Annotated in this window: 30 protein-coding genes and 1 riboswitch; of the genes, 21 read left to right on the top strand and 9 right to left on the bottom strand. The window is 70.2% G+C overall.

The features are described 5' to 3' along the window. The first annotated feature begins 117 nt into the window (after window positions 1–117). Window positions 118–292, top strand: a riboswitch (cyclic di-AMP (ydaO/yuaA leader). 144 nt (window positions 293–436) lie between these two features. The 6 genes from AA0005_RS16975 to AA0005_RS16950 all read left to right on the top strand — a co-directional run bounded on the left by AA0005_RS16975 (window position 437) and on the right by AA0005_RS16950 (window position 4,612). Beyond that, window positions 437–1,138 carry a C40 family peptidase gene (locus tag AA0005_RS16975; RefSeq protein ID WP_413451276.1) on the top strand — a complete coding sequence of 234 codons (702 nt, stop codon included), beginning with the start codon at window positions 437–439 and terminating at the stop codon, window positions 1,136–1,138. A 251-nt stretch (window positions 1,139–1,389) separates the two neighbouring features. Beyond that, window positions 1,390–1,809: a hypothetical protein gene (locus AA0005_RS16970; protein ID WP_413451275.1), complete on the top strand. Its 420-nt coding sequence runs from the start codon at window positions 1,390–1,392 to the stop codon at window positions 1,807–1,809. 122 nt (window positions 1,810–1,931) lie between these two features. Further along, window positions 1,932–2,651, top strand: coding sequence for a class E sortase (locus AA0005_RS16965; protein WP_413451274.1), 720 nt, complete (start codon window positions 1,932–1,934; stop codon window positions 2,649–2,651). Continuing rightward, entirely contained in the window at window positions 2,651–2,806 is a 156-nt protein-coding gene (locus tag AA0005_RS16960) for a hypothetical protein (protein ID WP_413451273.1), read from the top strand. The genes AA0005_RS16965 and AA0005_RS16960 overlap by 1 nt, the downstream gene beginning before the upstream one ends. A 127-nt stretch (window positions 2,807–2,933) precedes the next feature. After that, complete coding sequence (locus tag AA0005_RS16955; RefSeq protein ID WP_413451272.1) at window positions 2,934–3,992, top strand: hypothetical protein; 1,059 nt, start codon at window positions 2,934–2,936, stop codon at window positions 3,990–3,992. Next, the gene (locus tag AA0005_RS16950; protein WP_413451271.1) at window positions 3,989–4,612 is read left to right on the top strand and encodes a DUF3105 domain-containing protein; all 624 of its coding nucleotides are present in this window, start codon (window positions 3,989–3,991) and stop codon (window positions 4,610–4,612) included. Before AA0005_RS16955 ends, AA0005_RS16950 begins: the two co-directional genes overlap by 4 nt. A gap of 305 nt (window positions 4,613–4,917) precedes the next feature. On the opposite strand, the gene AA0005_RS16945 is transcribed toward AA0005_RS16950, so the two are convergent. Both AA0005_RS16945 and AA0005_RS16940 read right to left on the bottom strand, forming a co-directional pair. Beyond that, window positions 4,918–5,703 carry a cytochrome c biogenesis CcdA family protein gene (locus tag AA0005_RS16945; RefSeq protein WP_413451270.1) on the bottom strand — a complete coding sequence of 262 codons (786 nt, stop codon included), beginning with the start codon at window positions 5,701–5,703 and terminating at the stop codon, window positions 4,918–4,920. Window positions 5,704–5,706: 3 nt separating this feature from the next. Next, complete coding sequence (locus AA0005_RS16940; RefSeq protein ID WP_413451269.1) at window positions 5,707–6,312, bottom strand: TlpA family protein disulfide reductase; 606 nt, start codon at window positions 6,310–6,312, stop codon at window positions 5,707–5,709. Between the two features lie 310 nt (window positions 6,313–6,622). On the opposite strand from AA0005_RS16940, the gene AA0005_RS16935 reads away from it, so the two are divergent. The 9 genes from AA0005_RS16935 to AA0005_RS16895 all read left to right on the top strand — a co-directional run bounded on the left by AA0005_RS16935 (window position 6,623) and on the right by AA0005_RS16895 (window position 13,444). Then, window positions 6,623–6,847: a heavy-metal-associated domain-containing protein gene (locus tag AA0005_RS16935; RefSeq protein ID WP_413451268.1), complete on the top strand. Its 225-nt coding sequence runs from the start codon at window positions 6,623–6,625 to the stop codon at window positions 6,845–6,847. Window positions 6,848–6,861: 14 nt separating this feature from the next. Then, window positions 6,862–6,996 (top strand): hypothetical protein, encoded by a 135-nt coding sequence (locus tag AA0005_RS16930; protein WP_413451267.1) that lies wholly within the window; start codon window positions 6,862–6,864, stop codon window positions 6,994–6,996. Window positions 6,997–7,028: 32 nt separating this feature from the next. Beyond that, complete coding sequence (locus AA0005_RS16925; RefSeq protein ID WP_413451266.1) at window positions 7,029–9,335, top strand: heavy metal translocating P-type ATPase; 2,307 nt, start codon at window positions 7,029–7,031, stop codon at window positions 9,333–9,335. Window positions 9,336–9,431: 96 nt separating this feature from the next. Beyond that, complete coding sequence (locus tag AA0005_RS16920) at window positions 9,432–9,716, top strand: metal-sensitive transcriptional regulator (RefSeq protein ID WP_413453120.1); 285 nt, start codon at window positions 9,432–9,434, stop codon at window positions 9,714–9,716. 228 nt (window positions 9,717–9,944) lie between these two features. Next, on the top strand, window positions 9,945–10,577 hold the full coding sequence (locus tag AA0005_RS16915; protein WP_413451265.1) for a DUF305 domain-containing protein: 633 nt from the start codon (window positions 9,945–9,947) through the stop codon (window positions 10,575–10,577). A 192-nt stretch (window positions 10,578–10,769) separates the two neighbouring features. Next, on the top strand, window positions 10,770–10,895 hold the full coding sequence (locus AA0005_RS16910; RefSeq protein ID WP_413451264.1) for a hypothetical protein: 126 nt from the start codon (window positions 10,770–10,772) through the stop codon (window positions 10,893–10,895). 82 nt (window positions 10,896–10,977) lie between these two features. Then, window positions 10,978–11,238, top strand: coding sequence for an SHOCT domain-containing protein (locus AA0005_RS16905; protein ID WP_413451263.1), 261 nt, complete (start codon window positions 10,978–10,980; stop codon window positions 11,236–11,238). A gap of 3 nt (window positions 11,239–11,241) precedes the next feature. Continuing rightward, window positions 11,242–12,723 carry a multicopper oxidase family protein gene (locus AA0005_RS16900; RefSeq protein WP_413451262.1) on the top strand — a complete coding sequence of 494 codons (1,482 nt, stop codon included), beginning with the start codon at window positions 11,242–11,244 and terminating at the stop codon, window positions 12,721–12,723. Between the two features lie 142 nt (window positions 12,724–12,865). Continuing rightward, window positions 12,866–13,444: a DUF305 domain-containing protein gene (locus AA0005_RS16895; RefSeq protein ID WP_413451261.1), complete on the top strand. Its 579-nt coding sequence runs from the start codon at window positions 12,866–12,868 to the stop codon at window positions 13,442–13,444. Here AA0005_RS16895 and AA0005_RS16890 read toward each other — a convergent pair. Continuing rightward, a complete protein-coding gene (locus tag AA0005_RS16890) occupies window positions 13,426–13,677 on the bottom strand; it encodes a hypothetical protein (protein WP_413451260.1) in 252 nt (83 codons plus the stop codon). The two genes, AA0005_RS16895 and AA0005_RS16890, sit on opposite strands and share 19 nt — an antisense overlap. 499 nt (window positions 13,678–14,176) lie before the next feature. Between AA0005_RS16890 and AA0005_RS16885 the strand changes: the two genes are divergently transcribed. Together AA0005_RS16885 and AA0005_RS16880 are read left to right on the top strand one after the other, a co-directional pair. Further along, a complete protein-coding gene (locus tag AA0005_RS16885) occupies window positions 14,177–15,142 on the top strand; it encodes a beta-propeller fold lactonase family protein (protein ID WP_413451259.1) in 966 nt (321 codons plus the stop codon). A gap of 712 nt (window positions 15,143–15,854) precedes the next feature. Beyond that, the gene (locus AA0005_RS16880; RefSeq protein WP_413451258.1) at window positions 15,855–16,550 is read left to right on the top strand and encodes a helix-turn-helix transcriptional regulator; all 696 of its coding nucleotides are present in this window, start codon (window positions 15,855–15,857) and stop codon (window positions 16,548–16,550) included. A gap of 31 nt (window positions 16,551–16,581) precedes the next feature. On the opposite strand, the gene fdxA is transcribed toward AA0005_RS16880, so the two are convergent. Next, entirely contained in the window at window positions 16,582–16,935 is a 354-nt protein-coding gene (gene fdxA / locus AA0005_RS16875) for a ferredoxin (RefSeq protein WP_413451257.1), read from the bottom strand. A gap of 85 nt (window positions 16,936–17,020) precedes the next feature. Here fdxA and AA0005_RS16870 point away from each other — a divergent pair, with 85 nt between their 5' ends. The 3 genes from AA0005_RS16870 to AA0005_RS16860 all read left to right on the top strand — a co-directional run bounded on the left by AA0005_RS16870 (window position 17,021) and on the right by AA0005_RS16860 (window position 18,207). Next, window positions 17,021–17,398 (top strand): WhiB family transcriptional regulator, encoded by a 378-nt coding sequence (locus AA0005_RS16870; protein WP_413451256.1) that lies wholly within the window; start codon window positions 17,021–17,023, stop codon window positions 17,396–17,398. 8 nt (window positions 17,399–17,406) lie between these two features. Continuing rightward, window positions 17,407–17,901 carry a hemerythrin domain-containing protein gene (locus tag AA0005_RS16865; protein WP_413451255.1) on the top strand — a complete coding sequence of 165 codons (495 nt, stop codon included), beginning with the start codon at window positions 17,407–17,409 and terminating at the stop codon, window positions 17,899–17,901. Between the two features lie 168 nt (window positions 17,902–18,069). Next, a complete protein-coding gene (locus AA0005_RS16860) occupies window positions 18,070–18,207 on the top strand; it encodes a hypothetical protein (RefSeq protein WP_413451254.1) in 138 nt (45 codons plus the stop codon). Window positions 18,208–18,300: 93 nt separating this feature from the next. On the opposite strand, the gene AA0005_RS16855 is transcribed toward AA0005_RS16860, so the two are convergent. The 4 genes from AA0005_RS16855 to AA0005_RS16840 all read right to left on the bottom strand — a co-directional run bounded on the left by AA0005_RS16855 (window position 18,301) and on the right by AA0005_RS16840 (window position 21,680). Beyond that, on the bottom strand, window positions 18,301–19,689 hold the full coding sequence (locus tag AA0005_RS16855) for a phenylacetate--CoA ligase family protein (protein WP_413451253.1): 1,389 nt from the start codon (window positions 19,687–19,689) through the stop codon (window positions 18,301–18,303). A gap of 153 nt (window positions 19,690–19,842) precedes the next feature. Then, window positions 19,843–20,472, bottom strand: coding sequence for a peroxiredoxin family protein (locus tag AA0005_RS16850; protein WP_413451252.1), 630 nt, complete (start codon window positions 20,470–20,472; stop codon window positions 19,843–19,845). Then, window positions 20,469–21,419, bottom strand: a complete 951-nt coding sequence (locus AA0005_RS16845) for a cytochrome c biogenesis CcdA family protein (protein WP_413451251.1) — start codon at window positions 21,417–21,419, stop codon at window positions 20,469–20,471. The genes AA0005_RS16850 and AA0005_RS16845 overlap by 4 nt, the downstream gene beginning before the upstream one ends. Before the next feature lie 15 nt (window positions 21,420–21,434). Beyond that, window positions 21,435–21,680: a glutaredoxin gene (locus AA0005_RS16840; protein ID WP_413451250.1), complete on the bottom strand. Its 246-nt coding sequence runs from the start codon at window positions 21,678–21,680 to the stop codon at window positions 21,435–21,437. A 237-nt stretch (window positions 21,681–21,917) separates the two neighbouring features. Here AA0005_RS16840 and AA0005_RS16835 point away from each other — a divergent pair, with 237 nt between their 5' ends. Then, complete coding sequence (locus AA0005_RS16835; RefSeq protein ID WP_413451249.1) at window positions 21,918–24,227, top strand: heavy metal translocating P-type ATPase; 2,310 nt, start codon at window positions 21,918–21,920, stop codon at window positions 24,225–24,227. 185 nt (window positions 24,228–24,412) lie between these two features. Here the strand turns inward: AA0005_RS16835 and AA0005_RS16830 are convergent, their stop codons facing one another. After that, window positions 24,413–25,066, bottom strand: coding sequence for a class I SAM-dependent methyltransferase (locus AA0005_RS16830; protein WP_413451248.1), 654 nt, complete (start codon window positions 25,064–25,066; stop codon window positions 24,413–24,415). Window positions 25,067–25,181 lie beyond the last annotated feature (115 nt).

Below are 25,181 nucleotides of genomic sequence, written 5' to 3'. Positions count from 1 at the left end.
GGGTGATGACGATGAAGGTTTGATGAAGTCTTCCCGTCGAGCCGTTATCGAATCGTGATTCTGGGCCTGGGCGTGTGTAGCGTCGCTCTTGCTTCTCGTCCCCCTTCACGGGAAGCCCGCGTGCGGACGCCGAGCCCTGCCACCGCACCGTGGTCCTCGATCGTCCGTGGCAGGGACGGGGAACCCGATGTGGGCCTGCGTGCAGGTCCTTGGGGTGAAGCTCGATGCCTGAGCCGGGTGTGCTCCTACCCGAACCCGACAGCTGACCTCGTAGGCGCTTTGGAGAGGTTTACCCGTGACATCTAGCCCCACCCGTGGACGGCACCGCGCCGAGGGCCGTCCCGTCACCGTTTTCTCATCGCTGGGTCCGTGCCTGACGGGCCCGGCCGCGCGCCGCGCCGCGCTCGCCGCGGCCTCCTCCGGCCTGGTGCTGACCATGGCCACCACCACCGCCTCCGCGATGGAGCCGGTCCACCCCGACCCCCCAGTGGTCGACACCCAGGCAGCGGCGACCACCCAGGCCAGCGGCACCGAGGCGGCGGAGGTCACCCACACCGTCGCCGCCGGGGACACCGTGTGGAAGCTGGCGCAGCGCTACGACAGCACCATCTCGGCGATCATCGCGGCCAACGGCCTGAACGCGCAGGCGCTGATCCGGGTCGGTGAGGTGCTGACGATCCCGCAGGGGCAGGCGGCCGCATCGACCACGACGACGACCACGGCGGCGGCGGCGACCGGCATCGAGCGGGAGACCACCTCGGCGTCACGCTCGGCGACCCGCAGTGAGGCCCCGCCGGCCAACACGTCGGGCAACGCGGTGCTGGACATCGCCTACCGGTACATCGGCACCCCCTACGTGTGGGGCGGTGCGACCCCGGCGGGCTTCGACTGCTCGGGCTTCACCCAGTACGTCTACGCCCAGGCAGGCATCTCCATCCCGCGGTCCTCCGCGGCGCAGCGCAACGCGGGCACGCAGGTCTCCGCCTCGCAGGCCCAGCCCGGTGACCTGGTGTGGTGGCCCGGGCACGTGGGGATCTACGTGGGCGATGGACAGTACATCGCGGCCTTCAGCCCGGGTAACCCGCTGTCGGTACGCGACATCTACAAGCCCAACCCCACGTTCATCCGCGTGGGCTGAGCACGGCGCCACGAGTGGTGGTCCGCAGCCGGCACTGGCTGCGGACCACCACTCGTTTCTCCGCACCGGGCCCGACACATTCACCGTGCCGACAGTTCCCCGCCCCGAAGGCATCGTCTGGCTGACGGCTCTCGGCGCGGAAGCGGGAGAGGACGCTGACCTCCATCGGGAGCACCAGCGCCTGCGCACTACATCGATCCTTAATCGTCTCTCTACCGAAACCCTCCACCAGGTGGAGGACGCTTTGGGCCATGACGGCCGTCCCACACTCGACAGCAATCGACGCCACGTCGGCGCCACAACTTGACGTGGCAGGTGGGAAGCCCCGCAGGACGGTATGGACGGTCATCACCGGGACGGTCGGTGGCGTGGTCGGGCTGGCACCCCACCTCCTGCACCACGCGGGTCCTCTCGTGGGCACCGCCCTAGTGGCCGGTGCGGGCGGTACGGCCCTCTTCGGGGTCCTCGGGCTGGTCGCGTCGGTGCCGATGCTCGTCAAGCTCAAGCGTCGCTTCGCCAGCTGGTGGGCGCCTGCGATCGCGCTGGCGGTGTTCGGGGGCATGTTCGCACTGTCCTCGTTCGTCATCGGCCCCCAGATCAGTGCGTCGTTCGAGTCGGCGACGCCCGAGGTCACCGACTCCGTTGATCACGACGTTCACCACGAACCGTGAGGACGGGCAGCCCGGAGCCTGCCGTCGCTCCGGCTCGTGAGCTGTCCGACGACGCCGCACCAGGTGGCCCCTCTGCCTCAGCGCCGACCGGATCGGGCCCGGGGCGGAGGCCGTCCATCGGCATGCGCGCCATCGGTGTCGCCGGAGAGGTGATGCTGACGCTCGGGGTCCTGGCCGCCCTGTTCGTCGTGTGGCAGCTGTGGTGGACAGACGTCGTCGCCGGGCGGCAGCAGGAGGCGACGGTCGAGCAGTTTCGGACCAGCATCGGCGGCGCACCAGGGCGTGAGACACAATCCGACCTTTCCGTCGCGCCGGAGAACCCGACGCTGAGCGATCAGCCTCCACCGGCCGTGACGCCACCCGGTCCGACGGACGTCTTCGGCATCGTCTACGTGCCGAGGTGGGGCCAGGACTACGCGGTTCCCCTCGCCGAAGGGGTCGACGTGACCACCGTCTTGAACGACGGCAACATCGGGCACTACCCACAGACCGCGATGCCCGGCGGGGTCGGCAACTTCGCCACCGCTGCACACCGGCAGAGCTTCGGCGCTCCCTACCGCCACGTCGAGGAGCTCCGACCCGGGGACACCATCGTCGTGGAGACCGCAGAGGGTTGGTTCGTCTACCGCGTCACCGAGGACTACATCGTGACCCCGGACCGTGTCGATGTCCTCGCCCCCGTGCCGGGGCAGCCCGGGGTGGAACCGACCAGACGTCTCATCACGTTGACGACGTGCCACCCGCTCTACTCCGCCGCGCAGCGCTGGATCACCCACGGAGAGCTCACCGAGTGGTACCCCCGCGCGGGCGGGGCACCCACACGACTCATGGAGGCACCCTGATGTACCCCGCGATCTGGAGGACGCTGCCCGGGCCACACTGGCTCAAGGCGATCGAGGCGGTGCTTCTCGCCGTGGTTGCGGTGGCGGCGCTCTTCACCTGGATCTTCCCTTCCATCGTGGACGACATCGGGCTCTTCACCAACACGGTCGGGTGACCGCACCGGTGCCCGTGCCGCAGGACGCGTCGACAGCGAACCACTTAGCGGTCTTGCAGTCGTGATCGCCGACCACTCTCACAGGAGCGACGTGACCCCATCCCGCCTTGTCCCCCGCGGTGCTCCCGTGCTCGCCGCCACGGCCGTGATCGTTGGGCTGCCGAGCCCCGCGGCCGCCCACCAGGAGTGGTTCGTGAGCGATCCGGGCGCGTACCCGGTCGACCTCTCGGCGCTCTTGCGACCGGGAGTCCTGGTCGGCGTGACGGTCGCCGTGCTCGTGGCGGTCGTCTGGCGCGTGCTCGCCGCCCGGTTGCCGGTTCCCGAGCTGCGCGCTCTGTCGCCGACGCGCCACCTCGCACGGCTGGTCCCGTGGGTGCCGCGTCTCTTGGCCGCGCACCTGGGCGTCAGCCTCCTCGTGCTTGCCTTTGACCGCGCGATCCTCGACCCCGGCATTCACGTGCCGGATGGTGTTGGAGGCACTCTGCTGCTCGTGCCGCAAGCGGTCGTGGGTGTCCTCCTCGTGGCCGGCGTGCTCGTCCGTCCGGCGGCCGTCGCGATCGTGCTGGCCGGGCCACTTGTGGCCGTGCTCAACGGCCCGGAGGTCTTGGCAACGCTGGCCGTATTGGTCGGCATCGCGGTGTTCCTGTTCATCATTCCGCCGCGTCTGAGGGATGGCGGTCGGAGGGACATGGACGCTGCCGCGCTGCGCCGAGCGACCCTGGCACTCAAGCTCGGCGCTGGAGCGACGCTGATCTCCCTGGCAGTCGTGGAGAAGCTGGCCAACCCGGAGATGGCGAGAACGATGCTCGACCAGGTACCGGTTCTCAACCTCCTCGGTCCGTTCGGTGTAAGCCCGGACCTGTTCGCGTTGATCGCCGGAACGGTGGAGCTGCTGTTCGGACTCCTCGTCATCTCGGCTGCCTTGCCGCAGGTCGTCGCCGTCGTGGCCGCCATCCCGTTCACGGCGACCCTGGCCCTGTTCGGAGCGACCGAGCTTCTCGGCCACCTCCCGGTCTACGGCGTCCTGCTCGCCCTCCTCGTACTGGGGAGTCGCGAGGACACCTCGCGGACGCTCTCGGGTCTGCGCTCGAGCGGGGACTCAGAGATCCAGACGTCCCGGTCGTCAGACTGGCGGCACGGGCATTCCACCAGCAACCAGCACCTCGGAGAGGGGACACGGACGTGAGTAACAAGGAGCGGGCGCGGGAACGAGCGGCCCGGGTCGCTGCCATGCGCGCGGAGCAGAAGCGCAAGGACCGGCGGCGGAAGTACCTCATCGGCGGCGTGACCGCGGTGATCTGTCTCGGGCTCGTCGCCGCGGTAGCGATTCCGCTGGTGCGGGAGGCACGGCGGCCGGCGGAGGCTGCGATCCAGGGCGTGGAGGAGTTCGAGGACCTTTCCGCCGGTCACGTGACTGGCGCGGTGGAGTACGCGATGTCACCGCCGGCGGGTGGCGACCATGACGGTGTCTTGCAGAACTGCGGCGTGTACGACCAACCCGTGAGGAACGAGAACGCGGTGCATTCCCTCGAGCACGGCGCGGTATGGATCACCTACTCTCCGGACCTCGCGGGCGAGCAGGTCGCTGCCCTGGCGGACATGGTCCGGGAAGAGGAGTACGCCCTGCTCAGCCCGTACGAGGGCCTGGAGTCGCCGGTGCTGTTGAACGCGTGGGGTGTACAGCTCGCCGTGAGCGACGTCGAGGATCCCCGGGTGGAGGCGTTCATGCGCGAGTACATTCAGGGACCGCAGACGCCAGAGCCTGGTGCACCATGCGTCGGTGGCATCGGGACACCCGTCACCTGAGCGTGGCGCGGGGGGGCGGCTGCCCCACGTCGGCATGGGATTGACGTCCACGCGATGAACCGGCGCCCAGTCAGGGGGCCTCGCGACTCGTTCTGCGGTTGCAGCGGGTGGGGCAGGGGGCAGGCACGGTCGTGTCCCCGGGTGGTCGCCTGTTCTGGGATGGTGGCCGGCCAGCTCCCACCCTGCCGTTGGTCGACGCTCGTGCTGGCCGTCGTGGCTGGCCGGTGACGGATCTGGCGTTCGCGAACCGGTCCTGGTGGCTGATGCCTAAGGTCGGGATCGCTCTACTGATGCTCGCCCGGGGGTCAGACGAGGGTCTGGAAGTTGGCGACGAGGCCCTGCAGGTAGCCCGACACCCAGGTCCACAGCCCCGTGACCATCGCCAGTCCGAGCAAGACGAGCAGCCCGCCGCCGAGGCGTTGGAACGCGCGGCGGTGGCGGCGCAGGAAGCCCAGTGCCCGGGTCGAGCGGGACAGCAGCATCGCTCCGGCGATGAACGGGATGCCCAGCCCGAGACTGTAGGCGAGCACGAGGACCCCGCCGCGGGCGGGGTCGGCTTCGCTGAACGCGAGGCTGAGGACCGCGGCCAGGGTGGGGCCCATGCAGGGTGCCCAGCCCAGTCCGAAGACGACACCGAGCAGCGGCGCGCCCCACAGGCCCTGCCGGGGGGTCAGGTGCAGGCGCCGGTCACGTTGCATGAATGGGACGTAGCCCATGAACGCCAGGCCCATGAGCACGACGAGCGCGCCGAGGATGCGGGTGGTGAGGTCGAGCCAGGGGGCGAGCAGGATCCCGAGCCAGGCGAAGATGACCCCGAGCAGGACGAACACGGCGGTGAAGCCGGCAACGAACAGCAGTACCCCGGCCAGGAGCCGCCCGTCGCGGACCTTGGTCTGGGGCCCGCCGGCCAGGCGGCTGCCGGGGGTGGTGACTCCGGCCATGCCGGAGAGGTAGCCGACGTACCCGGGCAGCAGGGGCAGTACGCACGGGGAGGCGAAGGAGATGAAACCGGCGATCGCGGCCACGGGGAGCGCGGCGAGCATGGGGCCGGTGAGCACGGTGCTGGCGAAGAAGGAGCCGAGCTGATCCATCGCTCAGGCCTTCTCGGCGAGGGTGTCGTCGATGAGGCCGCGCAGCGTGGTGGGGTCGATCTGGCCCATGATGCGGGCCGCGACCCGTCCCTGGCGGTCCAGGACCACGGTGGTGGGCATCGCCTGGAGTGGCACGAGTCCTTGGAAGGCGGCGACGGCCGCGGCTCCCTGGTCGTGGATGGAGGGGTAGGGGACCTGGAAGGTGCGCTCGAAGGCCTGGGCGGTGGCGGCGTCGTCGCGTGGGTTGACCCCGAGCAGCTCCACCCCGTGGGGTGTGTAGTCCTCGTGGATGGCCCGCAGGTCCCCTGCTTCGGCGCGGCAGGGTGGGCAGGCGGCGTACCAGAAGTTGACCACCACGACCTCCCCGCGCCACTGGCCCAGGTCGACCTCCTCGCCGTCGTAGGTCTGGCCGACGAGGTCGATGGCGCCGTCGCGCTGCTGCGGCTCCCAGGTCGCCAGGGACCCGTCCCCGGCGACGTAGCCCGCGCCGGAGTCTTGTCCCGCGCCGGCCTGGCTGGTGGCGGCACAGCCGCTCAGGGCCACGACGGTGGCCAGGGCCGCCGCCGTGAGCACGCGCCTGAGGGGTGCCCGACGCCTGGGGGGTCTCACGTTTTGTCACCTTCTCCGGAGCCCACCCGGGCTCACTGATCGCTGCACTGGTCCGGCGACCATCGTCGCCGCCCTGGCCGCAACTTCCCCCTCCCCGGGAGGGCCGGGGCAGTTCTTAACCGAATCTTCACCGTCACCGGCGGCGGCCGCCGACGGATGCGGGCTGCCCGTCAAACCGCACGGATCCGCGCGTCACGTGGTGTTTCCCACTTGGTCAGCACCATAACCCGCTCGGTTGTCGATGCTACCCCTGGGGGGTATAAAGGGACGGTGCCGGCGTGGCACGCACCATCAACCAAGGGAGGCCATCATGGCTACCAGCACCTTTACCGTTACCGGCATGACCTGCGGCCACTGCGTCAGCTCCGTGGCCGAGGAGGTCGGCAAGATCACCGGCGTGCAGAACGTCGAGGTCGACCTGGTCGCCGGTGGGGAGTCGAGGGTCACGGTCATCAGCACGGGTGACGTGCCGGTGGATGAGGTCCGGGCGGCCGTGGACGAGGCCGGCTATGAGCTCACCGGGACGTCTGCGTGAGGAGCAGTGCACGGTTGACCGGGTTCGCCCTGGTCCTGGCGCTGGCGCTGGGCGCGGGCTACGGGCTGGGGTCGGTGCTCGGGCCGGATGAGCCCGACCGGGCCGCGGGCCCGGGTGTGGTGGAGCTGGAGGAGGTCGCCGACCACTGAGGTCGGCGGCCCAAGGGGATGGAGATGAGTCGATGAGTCAGCAGGTCATCGAGCTGGAGATCGGCGGGATGACGTGCTCCTCGTGCGCGGCCCGGGTGGAGAAGAAGCTCAACCGGATGCCCGGGGTCGAGGCGAGTGTGAACTTCGCGACTGAGCGGGCCAAGGTCGTCCTACCGCCGGGCTCCACCCTGGAGGAGGCGGTGGCCACGGTCGAGGCGACCGGGTACACCGCGCGGCTGCGCGAGCAGCCCGGCGCGGCCGCGGCCGAGGACAGTGCCCGGGACGCCGAGCCGGACGCCGTGGCCGAGCTGCGGCGGCGGGTGATCATCTGCGCGGTCCTGACGCTGCCGGTGCTGGCCTTCATGTTCCGGCCGCTGCAGTTCGACAACTGGCAGTGGCTCTCCTTGACCCTGGCGGCGCCGGTCGTGGTGTGGGGGGCGTGGCCCTTCCACCGTGCGGCGTGGGTCAACGCTCGGCACGGCGCCGCGACGATGGACACGCTGATCAGCGTCGGGGTGACCGCGGCCTTCGGCTGGTCCCTGTACGCCCTGTTCCTCGGCGGCGCCGGGCACCCGGACATGCGCATGGACTTCCACCTCATCCCCGAACGCGGTGGCGGCTCCAGCGAGATCTACCTCGAGGTCGCTGCGGCCGTGACGACGGCGATCTTGCTGGGCCGCTACTTCGAGGCCCGTGCCAAGCGCCAGTCCGGGGCCGCGCTGCGCGCGCTGCTGGAGATGGGCGCCAAGGACGTGGCCGTGGTCCGTGACGGCCGTGAGGTGCGGGTGGCGGTGGACCAGCTGGCGGTGGGCGAGGAGTTCATCGTGCGGCCGGGGGAGAAGATCGCCACCGACGGTGTCGTCGTCGAGGGCGCCTCCGCGGTCGATGCGTCCATGCTCACCGGTGAACCGGTCCCGGTCGAGGTCGGACCGGGTGACGGGGTGGTGGGGGCGACGGTCAACGCCGGGGGGCGGCTGCGGGTGCGCGCCACCCGGGTGGGCGCCGACACCCAGCTGGCGCAGATGGCGCGCCTGGTGGAGGAGGCGCAGACCGGCAAGGCCCCGGTCCAGCGGCTGGCCGACCGCATCTCCGCGGTCTTCGTCCCGATCGTCATCACCCTGGCGGTGGCGACGTTGGGCTTCTGGCTGGGCTACGGGGCGGGCGCCGAGCTGGCGTTCACCGCCGCGGTGGCCGTGCTCATCATCGCCTGCCCGTGCGCGCTGGGGCTGGCCACCCCGATGGGCCTGATGGTTGGCACCGGCCGCGGCGCCCAGCTCGGCATCCTCATCAAGGGCCCGGAGATCCTGGAGTCCACCCGCCGGGTGGACACCATCGTGCTGGACAAGACCGGCACCGTGACCACCGGGCAGATGCGCCTGGTGGACGTCGTCCCGGCCGCCGGCGGCGACGCGGACACGGTGCTGCGGCTGGCAGGGGCGCTGGAGGACGCCTCGGAGCACCCGATCGCCGCGGCGATCGCCGCCGGGGCGCGGGAGCGGCTCGGTGACCTGCCGGTCGTGGAGTCCTTCGCCAACACCCAGGGCCTGGGGGTGTCCGGGACCGTCGAGGGGCATGCCGTCATCGCCGGTCGGGTTCGGTGGCTGACCGAGCAGTCGGCCCAGCCGCTGCCCGCCGAGCTCGCCGCCGTCCTGGAGGAGGCCGAGGGCGCCGGGCGTACCGCGGTGGCCGTGGGCTGGGACGGGCGCATCGGAGGGATACTCATCGTGGCCGACACCCTCAAGCCCACCTCCGCCCAGGCCGTGGCCGAACTCAAGGGGCTGGGCCTGCGCCCGATCCTGCTCACCGGGGACAACACCCGCGCGGCCCGCCAGATCGCCGCCGAGGTGGGGATCGAGGAGGTGATCGCCGAGGTCATGCCCGAAGACAAGGTCCGCGTCGTACGAGAGCTGCAGGAATCCGGGCGGGTGGTGGCCATGGTCGGGGACGGCGTCAACGACGCCGCGGCCCTGGCCCAGTCCGACCTAGGCATCGCCATGGGGACTGGCACCGACGTGGCCATCGAGGCCTCGGACCTGACCCTGGTGCGGGGTGACTTGCGCGCCGCGGTGGACGCGGTACGCCTGTCGCGGCGCACCCTGTCGACCATCAAGGGCAACCTCTTCTGGGCCTTCGCCTACAACGTCGCCGCCATCCCGCTGGCGGTCGCCGCCCTGCTCAACCCCCTCATCGCCGGGGCCGCGATGGCGTTCTCCTCGGTGTTCGTGGTGACCAACAGTCTGCGGCTGCGCGGCTTCCGTGCCGTGTCCATCGACCCGGCCACCCCCGCGGGCCGCGGCGTGCAGGCCGCGGCCGACGAGCCGGTCACTGCCACGGCCTAGAGCCCTTCCGTGCCGCTGGCACCACCCACCTATCATACCCCTACGGGGTATGATAGGGATGTTGGGACATTCCAAGGTTGAGAAGTGGTGGCGGAGATGGTGAACGGGTATACCTCGCAGAAGGATGACCACCTGGTGCGGTTGCGTCGCATCGAGGGGCAGGTCCGCGGGATCGCCAAGATGGTGGAAGAGGAGAAGTACTGCATCGACATCCTCACCCAGGTCTCGGCCGCCTCCCGGGCGCTACAGTCCTTCGCGCTGGGGCTGCTCGATGAGCACATGGCCCACTGCCTGGTGGAGGCCGCCCGGGTGGGCGGTGAGGAGGAAGCGACGAAGCTGAAGGAGGCCTCCGACGCCATCGCCCGGCTGGTGCGTAGCTGACCCTACCGGGCCGCTTCGTGCCGCCCGCGGGCCAGTGCTCGTGGCTGCGGCTGGTCCGTCTTGGCGCGTGGTGAAGACTCGATGAAGATTCGCTGTGCGGTCCTCCCAGCGCTTGGTCCCGGCCGGGTACGCGTGGTTAGCCTCGCGTAGCCCCCACACCGTGGGCACGCCACACCGACCTGGGGCCAGTGGCTCCCGGTCGACCGACTCAGCAGATGGAGATCTTCTGTGACACTCAGGACCCGACTCGCGGCCGTAGCCGGTGGGATCGCGCTGACCCTCTCCCTTGCCGCGTGCGGTAACGGGGAGGAGACCACACCGGAGGAGCCGGCTGCGGGCACCGCCGCGGAGGAGACGACCGACAGCTCACAGACGCAGGCCGAGGACGTGCACAACGACGCGGACACGATGTTCGCCCAGATGATGATCGTCCACCACGAGGGCGCCATTGAGATGGCCGACCTGGCCGTGGAGAAGGCGGACAGCGAGGAGGTGCGTTCCCTGGCGGAGCGGATCTCTGCCGCGCAGGGCCCGGAGATCGAGAAGATGACGTCCTGGCTCGAGGCCTGGGGGGAGGAGACCTCCCCGATGGGTGGCATGGAGGGCATGGACCACGGCGACATGGACATGGAGGGCATGAGCCAGGAGGAGGCCATGGCCGAGCTGGAGTCCCTGTCTGACGCCGAGTTCGACCAGCGGTTCCTGGAGCTGATGATCGCTCACCACCGTGGCGCGGTGGACATGGCCCAGGAGGAGCTCGACGGCGGGGAGAACCCCGAGGCGCTGGACCTGGCGCAGAAGATCATTGATGACCAGCAGGCCGAGATCAGCGAGATGGAGGAGCTCCTCCAGGGCCTGTGACATGGATCGCCGGCGGGCGAGCCACCCACACTCCCCCCTAGGCTCGCCCGCCGGCTCATGTCGCGTCTCGAAAGGACCACACCTCTGTGCGCGCACGCCTGGCCCCACCAGTTCTGTCGGCGGTGACGCTGGGCGGGCTCTTCGCCGGGTGCACGGTCCCGGGCAGCGCCACCGGTCGATGACACCGCCACCGTGAACCTGCAGCCGCCGGTGGGCCATGGCGGGGAGAACCCCGAGGCGCTGGAGCTGGCGCAGAAGGTCATCGATGACCAGCAGGCCGAGATCAGCGAGATGGAGCAGCTGTTGGAGACGCTCTGAGGGACGCGTAGAAGGGGGCCGGAAGTGTAAGCCCGGCTAGGCGCGAACCTCCGGCGCCAGGAACCGACCCCGAGGAGATGGCATGGGTTGGCACGACATGGGTTCGTGGGGCATGGGCTGGGGCTGGCTGTTCTTCGTCTTGCTCCTGGTCGGTGTCGTCGTGCTGGTGGTGGTGCTGATCCGGCTCCTGGCGGGGGGTGAGCGCGGTGAGCAGCGTTCCCCGCGGCGACCTGGGGGGCGCAGCCGCGCGCTGGAGGTCCTCGATGAGCGGTACGCCCGGGGAGAGATCGACGCCACGGAGTACGACGAGCGGCGCCGGCGCCTCGAGGGCCTCGAGGGCTGAGCGGTGGAGCCGATCACCCGCCGCGAGGCACTCCGGCTCGGGGCGCTCGGGGCGCTGGGTGTGGTCGTCGGCGGGGTGGGCCTGTCCCGCACTGGCTTTCCCTGGGCCGACCGTCCGGCCACGCTGCGCGCACCGGCAGGCGAGCCGGTGGTGTTGACCGAGCCTGAGGTGGTGCGGAGCCAGGGCGGGCTCCTGCGCGTGGAGCTCGTCGCTGCCCCACGGGAGACGACCGTTGCCGGGCGCCCCGCCCGGGTGCTGGCCTACAACGGCACCGTCCCGGGGCAGACCTGGCGGGTGCGTGCCGGGGACCGCCTCGAGGTGCTGCTGCGCAACGAGCTCGATACGCCGACCAACCTGCACACCCACGGCCTCGTGGTCTCCCCGCGGGACAACGGGGACAACCCCTTCATCAGCGTCGACCCGGGGCAGAGCTGCGAGTACCGCTTCGAGCTGCCTGAGGATCACCCGACCGGGGTGTTCTGGTACCACCCTCACCGCCACGGCACGGTGGCCGACCAGATCTTCGGCGGCCTGTACGGCGCCCTGATCGTCGAGGGCGATGAGGTGCCGGCCGGCCGGGAGCGGGTCCTCATCGTCTCGGACATCACGCTGGATCGCGACGGCGAGCTCGCCCCGGTGTCGGCGCCGGAGGTGATGATGGGCCGAGAAGGGGACCTTGTCCTGGTCAACGGTCAGCTCCGGCCACAGCTCACCGCCCGCCCGGGAGAACGGGAACGCTGGCGAGTGGTCAACGCGTGTACCTCCCGCTACCTGCGCCTCGCCCTGGCCGGGCAGAGTCTGGCGCTGCTGGGCATCGACGGCGGCCACGAACCCGCCCCCCGGCAGGTCGAGCAGGTCCTGCTGGCTCCGGGCAACCGCGCGGACCTGCTGGTGACCACCCGCGCCGGTACCAGCGAGCTGCGCTCACTCGGGTACGACCGCGGCGGGATGGGCATGATGATGGGCGGCGAGGACCTGTCCGGGCCCACCACCCTGGCCACCCTGGTCGTCTCCGGGGACCAGGGTGGCGCCCCCGGACCGGTGCCCGAGCGACCTGCAGACCCGGACCTGCGCGACCGCCCGCTCAATGAGCGGCGGGAGATCGCCTTCACCATGACCATGGGCGGGGCGATGATGGGTCCCGGCCGGACGGGGACCATGATGGACCTGGGCTTCGACGGCCGCCCCTTCGACGCCGACCGGGTCGACCAGCAGGTCGCCGCCGGGTCGGTGGAGGAGTGGACCATCACCAACCCCACGCCGATGGATCACCCCTTCCACCTGCACGTGTGGCCCATGCAGCTCATCGAGGACAACGGCCAACCGGTTGCGCAGCCCACGTGGCGCGACGTCATCAACGTTCCCGCCAATGGCCGGGTCCGGACGCTGGTGGACTTCACCCACCACCGAGGGCGCAGCGTCTACCACTGCCATATCCTCGACCACGAAGACGCCGGGATGATGGCAGTCATCGACACCCGCTGACCCGCGCGGCGGCCATCGTCGCTTCGCCCGAGACCACCCCCTTCCTCGGGACAGAACGGGACATGCGGCTAGCTAGTAGACGATTGAGGACCACAGCCCTGAATGGACAGGAGAGTGTTTCCCGATGGCAGAGCACGAACACATGAACGAGAACGAGAACCACGACAGCCGTTCGCGCAACATGGATATGAAGATGTACCTGCGGTTCGCCGCGATGCTCCTGACGGCCATGGTCGTCATGTACTGGGTGATGTTCGTCGGTTCGTGGGAGTGGGGCCACGTGCGCTTCAGCCAGAGCCGCATCTTCATGGCGGTGACGATGGGCGGCGCGATGGGGTTGGTCATGCTCGCGTGGATGCTCAACATGTACAAGAACGCCAAGGCGAACGTCATCGTCGTCGTGGTCAGCCTCGGGCTGCTGGCGGGCGGGACCGCGCTGGACCGCAGCCAGGCCACGGTGGACGACTCCGCGTTCATGCGCGCGATGATTCCCCACCACTCCCTGGCCATCACGCGGTCGGAGCGAGCCGGGATCGAGGACGTCCGGGTGTGTGAGCTCGCCGTGGAGATCAGCGAGGCTCAGCGGCGCGAGATCTTTGAGATGGACTGGCTCATCGAGGACATCGCGGAGAACGGGGTGGCCGCGACGCCGGCGGAAGCCCAGGCGCGCCCGGTGCCGGCCTTCGAGGAGCCTGCAGAGCGTCAGTGCGCCACGGACTGAGGACATGTCCATGACCCATCCCTTGCCCACCTGACCCAGTGGCCGGGGACTCCGGGGTGCATGCCGGTCCCCAGCGTGTCGTAGGCCTGAGAGGCGGTGCCGTCGTCCAGCAGGTAGGGGGTGGCGCCGTAGCGCTGCATGTCGGGGCGGATCTGGTCGGCGGTGTTCATGACGATCGGCAGGACCGTGATGCCGGCCTCGGGGAAACCCGGCTCCTTCTCGATCTCGGCCATCTGCACGAGGCGCAGCCGGCGCCCTCGTTGAAGTAGCGGACGGCATCTATAGGGGCACGGCTGCCACAAGCTCGACCTCATCGGCAGTCACCGATGCTGGTGCTGACCACTGGCCAAGCGACATCCGCGTGCACTGCGTGCACCACAGGGGCACTGGCACCGACGGGCATCCCGGGTGCGGGGCCAGTTCGCGCGGGACCTTGGTGAAACCTTCATCGAACGGCGATCCACAGTCCACACCGGAAACCCAGAGTGGTCCTTGGCCTTTTCCACTGCCAAGTCCAGGAGAAATGACGTGCTTGATCGTTCACGTGTCCACCGCCGTGCTCTGCCCTTGACCGTGCTCGCCGTGACGGCCGCACTGACGCTGGCTGCCTGCGGGCAGAGCACCCCTGGCTCAGAAACCTCTGAGCCTTCCACCACCGCACCGTCGCCGCAGGATCCGGCGGAAACCGAGGATGCCACACAGACAGAGGGGGCGGGTGCGGTCACCGGTACCGTGTGGGTCGCCAACGAGGACGGCAACTCCCTGACCGCCATCGATGCAGCCACCGGTGAGGTGGTGAGCACCATCACCGGGATCGAGAGCCCGCACAACCTCCAGGTGAGTCCTGACGGGACCAACGTCTGGGCGGTCAGCGGCCACTCCAACGCGCTCGTCGCACTGGACACGGCCACCTACGAGCTGGCCGGGACCGCACCCACCGGACCCAGCCCCGCGCATGTCGTGCTCAGCCCGGACGGCCAGCGGGTGTACGTCACCAACGCCGGGCAGGACACCCTCAGCGTCTTCGCCGCCGACCCGCTCGAGCCCGACGCCACCATCGACCTCGGCGCCGGACCTCACGGACTGCGGCCCACCCCGGACGGTGCCGCGCTCGTCGTCGCCAACACCACCGCCGGGACCATCGACATCATCGACACGGCCACCGACGAGGTCACCGCGACGATCCCGGTCGGGGACTCCCCGGTGCAGGTCGCCGTCGACGAGCGTTACGCCTACGTCAGCCTCGCCGGCTCCAGCACCGTGGCCAAGGTCGACCTGGCCGAGCAGGAGGTCATCGGATCGGTGCCGGTCTCCGCGCCGCCGGTCCAGCTGTACCTCACCGCAGACGGCACCCGCCTGCTCTCCGCCGACCAGGGCACCGAGGACGCCCCGGGCGACACCCTCTCCGTCATCGACCCCGAGTCCATGACCATCGAAGCCACCATCCCCACCGGCGCCGGACCGCACGGCGTGGTCATCGAGCCGAGTGACCAGCGAGCCTGGGTCACCAACCTCTACGACGACACGGTCTCCGTGGTGGACCTGACCACCAATGAAACGATCGCCACGGTGCCCGTCGGCGACAAGCCCAACGGCATCAGCTACAGCACCCAGCCGCCCGCGGCCGGACCCGCCGCCAACGAGGTCACCGTTCCCGACTACGCCACCGAAACAGAGGGCGGCCACGAGGGGCACTGACCGGGTGCCCCGACCCTCCGCCTTCATCGCGGTCGGCGTACCCGTCCGCCTATCGGAGCCCGTCCAGGTGTCCCGATAGGCGGACGCCGACCAACGACGCCGGCCAGCACGCACCGGTCCGGTGTGGCCCTGTCGGGGTAGCCGAGCACTCATCGTCCCCGCGCCCTACTCGGCGCGGCGTCTACGGTGGGTCGTCGACGGCGCGGCCGTCGGTCGGTTCTGACAGGCGAAGTGCCCGGACCAGGGGAATCTTGGCTTTGGCGGTCCACGACAGGCTGTTGCCTGCGATGGGCATACGTCGGGGCAGGGCGCGAGCACCCGGACATTGCGGCCGATTACGCCCGTTACCTTCTACGTAGCCCACGACGTTGCGTGAGCTGCTCCAACAGCGTGAGCAGGCCGCCGGTCAGATCGTGGAGATGCTCGATGCCCACTCTTTCCGCGGTGCTGACCTCGATGCCCGGCATCGGCGTCAGGATCGGAGCCCGCATCGCCTGCGGCCGTGTTGAGCGGGTTCTCGGCAGCGTTGATGCGGGTGTATCTCTGGACGCCTGGGGTGACCCGGGCGACGGGATCCGTCCGGTGCCCGCCGGTATGGGCATCGCCCGGGACCTGGTTCGTGCTCGGTAGTGGGGCTCTCCCTGGTCGTTGAGGAGCTGGCCGCCAGGCGCGACGAGGCCGGTGCGTCGCCGGTGATGAGATCATGGCTGGGGTGAGTCAGGGTCCGGCGAGCATAGGCGCGGAGCGCGCGCGTACTGCCTCGCGCCTGCGTGTCCTGGAGGTGCTCCGCAACTCACCGGCGGGGTGCCATGTGCAGCAGGTCGCCGAGCGCACCGGTCTGCATCCCAACACGGTGCGTTTCCATCTGGAACGACTTGAGAGCGATGGGCTGGTCTCGCGCCATGTGCGGCGCAGCGGGGAACCTGGGCGCCCGCCGCTCGCCTATGTCGCCAACCCGGTTCCCAATGCCGAGCAGGGGCGGCGGGACTTCGGCCGGCTCGCTGAGGTGCTGGCCCAGCTCGTCACCCGAGCGAACCAGGATCCAGCCGCCGTGGCGGTGGAGGCCGGGCGGTCCTGGGGCTTGTCGCGCGCAGAGGCATCAGAAGCCGCGACGAACGGTGCTGGGATCGCCGAGCTGACCGCCACCCTGGACGAGCTCGGTTTCGCTCCCGAGGTCTGCGCCGACGATGACGATGGGCACCCCATCATTCTGCAGCGCCACTGTCCGTTCCTGGAGGTCGCTCAGACCCATCAAGACGTCGTCTGCTCGGTACACCTGGGCTTGATGCGCGGGATCCTGGAGAAGCTGAGCGTGCCTGTCAGCGCGGCGCGTCTCATCCCTTTCGCCCGTCCGGCTGGCTGCGAGGCCCATTTGACCGTCGGTGGTGCAGCGCACCCCACTGTGTGACCTGGTGCCTCGTGGTCGGCGGGCGCCGTGGTCAAGGTGCCGGTGCTGCCTGAGGGGGGTGGGAGGCGACCAGCTCAGTGTCCGCGCCGAGGGCGCCGAGCTTCGCGGCCCCTCCCGGGGAGCCGATCGGCTCGCTGTGGCCTGGTAGGGCCTGGTCGAAGAAGCGGATGTTGTCGGCCAGGAACGGTTCGAACTTCCCGGGCAGGTCGTCCTCGTAGTAGATCGCCTCGACCGGGCAGACCGGCTCACAGGCGCCGCAGTCCACGCACTCATCGGGCTGGATGTACAAGGACCGTTCGCCCTCGTAGATGCAGTCCACCGGACACTCCTCGACACAGGCCCGGTCCAGCACGTCGATACACGGGGCGGCGATCACGTAGGTCACGGATTCTCCTTGTCGGCCGGGGGAGGCGGCCTGCACATCCCTCCGAGTAGATACTAGTACGACTTGGAGAAACGCGGTTCGGCCGATGGTGCCAAGCTCGGCCCGGCGCGGCCGGAAGATGCGGAGCGGAAGTGGTCATTGGACTGGCGTCACCCGGCAGCCTGCCCACATGAGGATCCCGAGCTGTTCTTTTCCCGTTGGTGATGCCCGGCCCGCGCTGGCACGGGTCGAGGAGGCGAAGGTGGCGTGCCGGCAGTGCCCTGTCATCGACGCCTGCCTGAGCCGGGCGCTGGAGACGCGTCAGGACCGGCGGGCGGGGAGAGGGCGGTCCGAGAGGGAACGACGCAATGTCCGGCGACGCGTTGCACGCATGCGCCGGGGTCGCCGGCGACCCGGCCTTGGGCGGTTCGGGCAGGTCCGTGCGGGCGCACTGCCCTTGCATTCTTCACAGCGATGCTGGTGAATACTGGTATGAGTCAGCCGGAGCGGGACGCCAGCCATGATCGCGGCAGCGGTCCAGTACCGTCGGCGGCGCATCACCACCACGCGGACCTGTGGTCGGGGCTCGCCGCACGGGAGGCCGCCCTGGTCAACGCGGTCGCGGCCGGGCACGACCACGAGCAGCCGCGCCGCGCGCTGGTGGATTTCCTGCGCGGGGAGGTCTTTGCGCACCTGCAGACCGAGGAGCTGGTGCTGTACAACGTCGCGCGCGGCGTTGGCGCACATGCCCTGGTGGCCGCACTCGAGCTGGACCACAAGTCGCTGCTCAGCCTGGTCGAGCACATCGATCAGGCCGCTACGGGTCTGGATGCCGCCCTGTCGGCCCGGGCACTGGTGATGCTCTTCGTCTTGCGGATGGAGAAGGAAGAGACGGTGCTCCTGCCGGTGCTGGTCGAGGCCGGCGTCGACGTCGCTGGCCTGCTTGAGGGCCGGTCAGAGATGCTGGGCACCGACCAGGACCGATAGGTCCGGGCGGCGCAGACGCGCACGCCGTCGCACGGCAGCCCTCCCCAGCATCGGACTCTCTCGGCGGCGTAGGGATCAGGCGCCCACCGGCGCCGGTGGGGCTGACACGACGTCGGCCGGGGTGGGCCCGGCGGGCGGCTGTGGTGGCCGCGCGAGGGAGGGGGATGGGTGCCCGCGGGCCCGGAGAACGGCATCTCGGAGGTGGTCACCGCACGCGACGATCAGACGCACCTCGCCGCGTTCGCGGTCCGGGTCTACCGCAGCGGCGACGGCGGCCAGACCTGGCTTCCGGTGCCCGCCGAGTGACCGGGTAGACGCTCGAGCCGACCAGCGGGCCCGTCCACGGTGCGCCAGTCTGCTGTGCCTTCACCGTCTCGGCGCCCTCCGTGGCGCGGCCCTTCACGGAGAGCTCGGCGCGGGCGACGGTCCGTCCGACGGTGAGAGTGCCCGGACCAGGGGGGTCTTGCCCAAGGCGGTCCGGGGGAGGGCGTTGACCTGCTGGACGCGCAGCGTGAGGGCGGTGACGCCCATCCGCGCCAGTGACTCCCGGAGAACGGCCGTGATCCGGGCCGTGTCGACGTTCAGCGCACTGGTCACCAGCACGCGGAGTAGGCCCTCCGGTTCCTGGAGGACCTGCCAGCCGGTGACCGGCAGGGTGTCGAAGGCTTCGTGCAGGACGTTGGGGTGGACCCGGACCGCGGCCCGGGCTCCGGGGAGCATGAGAACCTCCTCTTGGCGGCCCTCGATGCCCGCCAGGGTCCGGAACGGCCGTGCGCACGGGCAGCTAGCGGGGTCGAGGACCACCCGGTCGCTGAGCTCGTACCGGATGAGGGGCAGGGTCCGGGAGAAGAGCACGGTGACCAGCAGTCTCGATCCGGTGGTGCCCGCGGGGACCGGTGCACCGGTGTCGTCGACGACCTCGCAGATCACCAGGTCCTCGTAGAGGTGGCGACGGTGGAACTGGCACGGGGAGGCAATCCCGGCGGTCTCTGTGGCGGCATAGACGTCGAAGGGCTCAGTCCCCCACGCGGCGGCCAAGGTGCGCGCCGTGGTCGCGGTGAGCACTTCGGAGGCGGACATGACGGCCTGCGGATGGATGTGCAGCCGGCCAGCGGCCTGCTCGGCCGCCAGCTCGCGCAGGGCGGAGGCGTACCCGACGAGCAGGCGGGGAGCGAAGGCGTTGAGCGCCGTGACGGTGTCGGCTATGGGTGCGCCCGCGTCGGCCCGCAGCGTGGGCACCAGCCGTGAGTGAAGAGAGGCGCCGACGACCGCGGACTGATGGGTCGGTGCCCGGGAGCTCACCACCGCCATCCGCAGCGGGTCACCGATCCCCAGGTGCACTCCGGCCCAGTCGTTCGCGCGGGCGTATGACGCCAGGACGGCGGACCACTCGGCGCGGTCCCACACGAACACGCCGCGCCGCCCGGTGGTGCCGGCCGTCGCCGCGGCCCACCAGCGTCCGCGCCACGGCCTTCCCGGATCACCGCCGTGGTCCGTCAGATCGCGCAGGTGATCCTCGATCTCGGCAATGTGCAGCCCGGGGACGGTGACCGCGTCATCGAAGGCCTCCATCAGGTCGGCCTTGGTGACCGGGGGCAGCTCGGCCAGCGGCGCGTTCAGGAAGCCCGCGTGGTGTCGCCGGTAGAACGGTGAGCGCCCATACGCGTGTCGTCTCAAGGACTTCAGCGCCTGTCGCTGGTGAGCGGCCAATCGCTCCGGGGTCCACCCGTCCCGCCCGCGCCACGCCCCGCGAGAGACCAGCGTCCTGGCCAACAGTGGGACGTCCATCCCGTCAGGCTGGCACCGCAAGCAATCGGCTCAGGTGAACACCTTGTCAATCTTCGATGAAGCTCCACGCGCGAGCGGCCCGGCACCCTAGGAAAGTACCGCCGCGGACGGGAAAGAACTTCGTGCCACCCGGCGGTCCCCCGGCGGTGGTCATCAGTCCAGGCGCGAGGTGGCCTCCTTGAGGAGCTCGGCAGGCTCGAGCCACATCGAGGGGTACTCGCCCTGCCAGACCTGGTTGCCCTCGGCGTCGATGAGGACGAACCCGTGTCCGGGGACCCCGGGGTGCATGCCGGTCCCCAGGGTGCCGTAGGCCTGCGAGACGGTGCCGTCGTCCAGCAGGTAGGGGGTGGTGGCGCCGTAGCGCTGCATGTCGGGGCGGATCTGTTCTGCGGTGTTCATGACGATGGGCAGGACGGTGATGCCGGCCTCGGCGAAGCCCGGCTCCTTCTCGATCTCGGCCATCTGCACGGTGCACGAGGCACAGCCGGCGCCCTCGTTGAAGTACAGGATGACCGGCTCCCCGCGGAGCTCGGACAGGGTCACGGTGGTCCCGGCCGTGGTGGGCAGGGTGAAGTCCGGGGCGCGGCGCGTCTCCTCCGAGCTCGCCGTTCCGGAGGTGGCCAGGGCGTAGACGGCGGCCGCGACCACCACCAGGAGCGCGCAGACCCCCAGGATCCGCCGGCGGCGGGCCTTGCTTGCGGCTGCTTGGGCCCGGGCCTTCTCCTCGGCGTGCTTCTGGCGGACCCGGTCCTTGGCGCTGGGGTGGAGGGTGGAGCTGGTCATCGGGGTAGTCCTTCGGTGTCGTGGCTCGCGTGGCAGGCGGGCGTCTCGGCGGGGGTCTCCGCATCGGGAGTGGCCGGGTGGGTCCGGGTGCGTCGGTCGCGCAGGGTGAAGAGCACGAACACGCCCGCCAGGGCGAGCAGGCCCGCGCCGAGGAGGGGCTCGGGCACGGGGCTGAGCCAGTCCTGCAGCCGGCTCAGCGTGGTGGCGAGCCAGTCACCGATCGTGCTTTGCACCGCCCCGCCGCCGGTCATCTCGGCGTTGCCGGCCAGGGTGATGACCCAGATGCCCATGACGGCGAAGGCGATCGCGACGGCGAGGTTGACGGTGTTGGTGACCAGGGTGCGTGCACCGAGGCGGATCTTGATGAGCCGTGCTTGGAAGAGGCGGCGGTCCCCGAGGCGGGCCTTGTCCCAGATCAGGGCCATGACGAAGAGGGGGAAGACCATCCCGAAGACGAACGCCAGGCCCAGGGCCACGCCCCCGGCGGCGGACCCGGAGAGCACCGACAGGGTCATGACGCCGGCCAGGACGGGGGCGCAGCAGCTGGAGGCGATCCCGGAGAAGACACCGAGGGCGAAGAAGCTGGCGCCGTCCCCGCGGCTGGTGTCCGGGGCACGCAGGAAGCGGGGCAGGGACCACATGGTGCCCGAGAGGGACAGCCCGGCCAGCGCGATCATCAGCAGGCCCCCGGCCCAGTAGAGCTGGGTGTGGTACTGGTTGATGGCCCCGGACAGCATGCTGACGCCCAGGGTGATGGGGACCAGCACCAGGGCCAGGCCGGCGGCGAAGACGAACGTCAGGGGCAGGATCCGCCACCGGCGGTTCTTCACCGCCCCGGCCAGGTAGCTGGGGGCGAGGAAGACGATGCAGCACGGTGCGAACAGGGCCACGCCGCCGGCGAAGAAGGCGGCCAGCACGCTGCCGGTGGTCAGGAGCTCACTTCCCACGGCCCGGGTCCCTTCTCACGCCGCGGCCGCGCGCAGCTGGAGCAGCTTCTCCAGCCGCCGCCGGGGGAGGCGTCCGCTGCTGAAGAACTCCCCCTCGACCAGGACGAGCGGCGCCATGGGCGGGCGGTGGCGGGCGATCAGGTCCCGCCCCTCGGCCGAGTCGCGGTCGACCATCCGCACGGTCAACGCGAACCTCGCGCTGAGCTCGGCAAGAGCCGCAGCGGCGTCCTCACAGTAGTGGCACGCAGGCGCCTGAACCACGGTCACCTTGGTCGGGCTCTCTTGTGCTGTCACGAAATCCTCTTTCTCAGCGGGTGTCGGATCACCACCGAAAGCATCGACCGTCTGACCATGCCAATCGATCGACCTCTCATGAAGAACCTATGAAGATCAGTCACCGAGTGGCCCGGATCGGGAATGAAAGGCCACCCCGCCCCCTTGCACCCAACAGAGATACCCTGTAGGGGTATGAATGTAGAGTGTCGACGAGGGGAAGCTATGAGTACGCCAGAGCACCATCACGGGCACGAGGGGACCAAGCCAGGTGGAGGCGGTCGCGCCGACCACCACACCGCCCACCACGATGGTCACGGGAGTCAGACCACCCACGGGCAGGCGATGCCGACGAAGACCGGGCAGGTCACCGACCCACTGACCGCCGCAGGTCACCACGGGCAAGATGCGTCCCACTCCGGTCACGACCACTCCCATGCCGGCCACGAGGGACATGACGCCCATGGCGGCCACGGGGGACATGGGGATCATGTGGCGATGTTCCGGCGCCTGTTCTGGATCATGCTGGCCCTGGCGGTTCCCACCGTGCTGCTCAACGGCATGTTCGCCGACTTCCTGGGCTACACCCTGCCCGACGTACCAGGTGTCGAGTGGGTCTCCCCGGTCCTCGGGACCGTGATCTACATCTGGGGTGGGCGCCCCTTCCTCACCGGCGCCGTCGAGGAGCTGCGCACCCGTAAGCCAGGGATGATGCTCCTGATCGCGATGGCGATCACCGCCGCGTTCATCGCCTCGCTCGGCGCCAGCTTGGGGATCTTCTCCCACGAGGTGGACTTCTGGTGGGAGATGGCCCTGCTGGTGGTCATCATGCTGCTGGGGCACTGGCTGGAGATGCGCTCCTTGGCCCAGACCACCTCCGCGCTGGACTCCCTGGCCGCGCTCCTGCCCGACGAGGCCGAGCGGGTGGAGGGCGATCAGGTCGTCACCGTCGCCCCGGCAGACCTTCGCCTCGGTGATGTCGTCATCGTCCGTCCGGGCGGCCGGGTGCCGGCCGACGGTGAGGTCGTCGACGGCGGCGCCGACGTGGATGAGTCGATGATCACCGGTGAGTCCAAGCCGGTGCTGCGCAGCGTCGGAGACCACGTCGTGGCCGGTACCGTGGCCACCGACAACGCGCTACGGGTGCGGGTGTCGGCGGTTGGCGAGGACACCGCGCTGGCCGGTATCCAGCGGCTGGTCGCCGAGGCTCAGGCCTCCACCAGCCGGGCCCAGCTCCTGGCGGACAAGGCCGCCGGCTGGCTGTTCTGGTACGCGGTGATCGCCGCGGTCATCACCACGGTCGTGTGGGTGTGGCTGGGGGTGCCCGAGAGTGCGCTCGTGCGGGCCATCACCGTCTTGGTCATCGCCTGCCCCCACGCCCTGGGCCTGGCCATCCCGCTGGTCGTGTCCATCTCCACCGAGCGCGCCGCCCGCGGCGGAGTGCTGATCAAGGACCGCGCCGCGATGGAGCGCATGCGCGTGGTGGACACCGTGCTCTTCGACAAGACCGGCACGCTGACCAAGGGTGAGCCCGCGCTCACCGACATCACCACCACCGATGGGTATGAGGCCGGCGACCTGCTGCGGCTGGCGGCGGCCGCCGAGGCCGAGAGCGAGCACCCGCTGGCGCGCGCCATCGTGGCGGCGGCCGAGGACCGGGGACTGCAGGTGCCGCCGGCCACCGACTTCCGTGCCGCGACCGCGGTGGGGGTGCGCGCCACCGTCGAGGGCCACGAGGTCCAGGTTGGTGGCCCGGCCCTGCTCACCCAGCACTCCGCTGAGCCGTTGCGGGCAAGCACACCGTGGTCGGAGGCCGGGGCTACCGTCCTGCACGTCCTGATCGACGGGAAGGTGGCCGGGGCCGTGGCACTGGCCGATGAGATCCGTGAGGAGTCCCGCCAGGCGGTCGAGGCACTGCACCAGCTGGGCATCCGGGTCGTGATGATCACCGGTGACGCCGAGCCGGTGGCCCGTACGGTGGCCGCCGACCTGGGCATCGACCAGGTCTTCGCCCAGGTCCGGCCGGAGGACAAGAGCGACAAGGTCCTTGAGCTGCAGCACCAGGGCCGCACCGTGGCCATGGTCGGGGACGGCGTCAACGACGCCCCGGCGTTGGCCCAGGCCGACGTGGGGATAGCCATCGGCGCCGGCACCGACGTGGCCATCGGCTCGGCCGGGGTCATCCTGGTATCGGACGACCCCCGCTCGGTGCTCTCGGTGATCCAGCTCTCGCGCGCGAGCTACCGGAAGATGAAGCAGAACCTGTGGTGGGCCGCGGGCTACAACATCGCCGCCGTCCCCCTGGCCGCCGGGGTGTTGGCACCGATCGGGTTCATCCTGCCGATGTCGGTGGGGGCCATCCTGATGTCCCTGTCCACCATCGTGGTGGCGCTCAACGCCCAGCTGCTGCGCCGCCTGGACCTCAGCCCCGAGGCCAGCACCGCCGCCGCGCACGGCGCCCCCAAGGTGCCCTCCGCCGGTGACGCAGAGGCCGCTGGGCGACGTGAGGACATGGCCCCAGCGCACCGCCACTGACTCAACCGCGCGGCCTCCACAATCATCGGGCCGTCCGGTGCCAGGCACCCGACCCGCAGATCCCGCGGTGTGACGCCGGCACCGACCTACCACAGGTCGGTGCCGGCGTCGCGCGCATGCGTCCAGCGCACCGTCACCGCGCCATGCACATTCCCGTTCACCACCTGACCTGGCCCCTGCCCCGGTTAGGTCGCCCCGATGGCGAGGTCACCGGACCGTGGGGGGCACGGTTTGCGGGCGGCGAAGCGTAGAACAAGACCGCGCAGCGTGTACTGCACGGTGACGGCCTGGAGGCCGGCCTGCGCCAGGACGGGCTCCAGTGTTCCGCGCTCGATGAGTCGGTGTGGGGAACGGTCGACCAGGTGCACCAGCGATGCCACGCGGGAGGCGACCAAGTCGTATCCCAGGAACATCCCCCCGGGCCGCAGGACGCGAGACGCCTCGCTGACCGCGCCTTCCCAGTCGATCACGTGGTGGAGCATGAGGAAGCTCGTCACCGCGTCGAAGGAACCATCCCCGTACGGCAGTCGTGTGGCATCGGCCTGGCGCGTCACGACGTGCGGAAGATCCTTCAAACGCTGCCGGGCGCCACGGACCATGAGGGGGTCCAGGTCGGTCACGGTGAGACGTATCTGCCGGTTGGTGCGACCGAGGTGCGCGGCGATGGCACCACTGCCGCCGCCGATCTCGAGTACGTCACCCGCCAGAGGGAACCCCTGCGTGCTCCACGGCAGGATCCGCCGTGACAAGCACCGCCACGGGCCGCTGCGGCAGAGCAAGGCTTCAAGAACGGACATCGTCGGCACGATGGCGACCTCTCCCGTGGGCTCGACGATCACGCGACACAACGGCGGGCGGATGGATCACAGCGGGCAGACACGGCAATCGGAGGCACCGAGACCAAAGTAGGAGGCGAGAAAGGGTCGATGTGGGCCATGGTGAGGTAGACCAGCG

The organism is Georgenia phoenicis (assembly GCF_047302425.1).
In the GTDB taxonomy this organism is placed as follows: Bacteria; Actinomycetota; Actinomycetes; order Actinomycetales; family Actinomycetaceae; genus Oceanitalea.
The sequence above is the reverse complement of the archived record's forward strand: the minus strand, read 5'-3'. Positions and strand labels throughout refer to the sequence as shown.

What these genes read in the sequence shown, in the direction of transcription:
- AA0005_RS16960 (WP_413451273.1), top strand. Translation starts at nt 2,651, where the DNA reads ATGTACCCCGCGATCTGGAGGACGCTGCCCGGGCCACACTGGCTCAAG.
- AA0005_RS16970 (WP_413451275.1), top strand. Translation starts at nt 1,390, where the DNA reads ATGACGGCCGTCCCACACTCGACAGCAATCGACGCCACGTCGGCGCCA.
- AA0005_RS16850 (WP_413451252.1), bottom strand. Translation starts at nt 20,472, where the DNA reads ATGACCAGCTCCACCCTCCACCCCAGCGCCAAGGACCGGGTCCGCCAG.
- AA0005_RS16905 (WP_413451263.1), top strand. Translation starts at nt 10,978, where the DNA reads ATGGGTTGGCACGACATGGGTTCGTGGGGCATGGGCTGGGGCTGGCTG.
- AA0005_RS16855 (WP_413451253.1), bottom strand. Translation starts at nt 19,689, where the DNA reads ATGGACGTCCCACTGTTGGCCAGGACGCTGGTCTCTCGCGGGGCGTGG.
- AA0005_RS16965 (WP_413451274.1), top strand. Translation starts at nt 1,932, where the DNA reads ATGCGCGCCATCGGTGTCGCCGGAGAGGTGATGCTGACGCTCGGGGTC.
- AA0005_RS16925 (WP_413451266.1), top strand. Translation starts at nt 7,029, where the DNA reads ATGAGTCAGCAGGTCATCGAGCTGGAGATCGGCGGGATGACGTGCTCC.
- AA0005_RS16870 (WP_413451256.1), top strand. Translation starts at nt 17,021, where the DNA reads ATGGTGCCAAGCTCGGCCCGGCGCGGCCGGAAGATGCGGAGCGGAAGT.
- AA0005_RS16890 (WP_413451260.1), bottom strand. Translation starts at nt 13,677, where the DNA reads ATGGCCGAGATCGAGAAGGAGCCGGGTTTCCCCGAGGCCGGCATCACG.
- AA0005_RS16895 (WP_413451261.1), top strand. Translation starts at nt 12,866, where the DNA reads ATGAACGAGAACGAGAACCACGACAGCCGTTCGCGCAACATGGATATG.
- AA0005_RS16935 (WP_413451268.1), top strand. Translation starts at nt 6,623, where the DNA reads ATGGCTACCAGCACCTTTACCGTTACCGGCATGACCTGCGGCCACTGC.
- AA0005_RS16975 (WP_413451276.1), top strand. Translation starts at nt 437, where the DNA reads ATGGCCACCACCACCGCCTCCGCGATGGAGCCGGTCCACCCCGACCCC.
- AA0005_RS16920 (WP_413453120.1), top strand. Translation starts at nt 9,432, where the DNA reads ATGGTGAACGGGTATACCTCGCAGAAGGATGACCACCTGGTGCGGTTG.
- AA0005_RS16945 (WP_413451270.1), bottom strand. Translation starts at nt 5,703, where the DNA reads ATGGATCAGCTCGGCTCCTTCTTCGCCAGCACCGTGCTCACCGGCCCC.
- AA0005_RS16865 (WP_413451255.1), top strand. Translation starts at nt 17,407, where the DNA reads ATGAGTCAGCCGGAGCGGGACGCCAGCCATGATCGCGGCAGCGGTCCA.
- AA0005_RS16835 (WP_413451249.1), top strand. Translation starts at nt 21,918, where the DNA reads ATGAGTACGCCAGAGCACCATCACGGGCACGAGGGGACCAAGCCAGGT.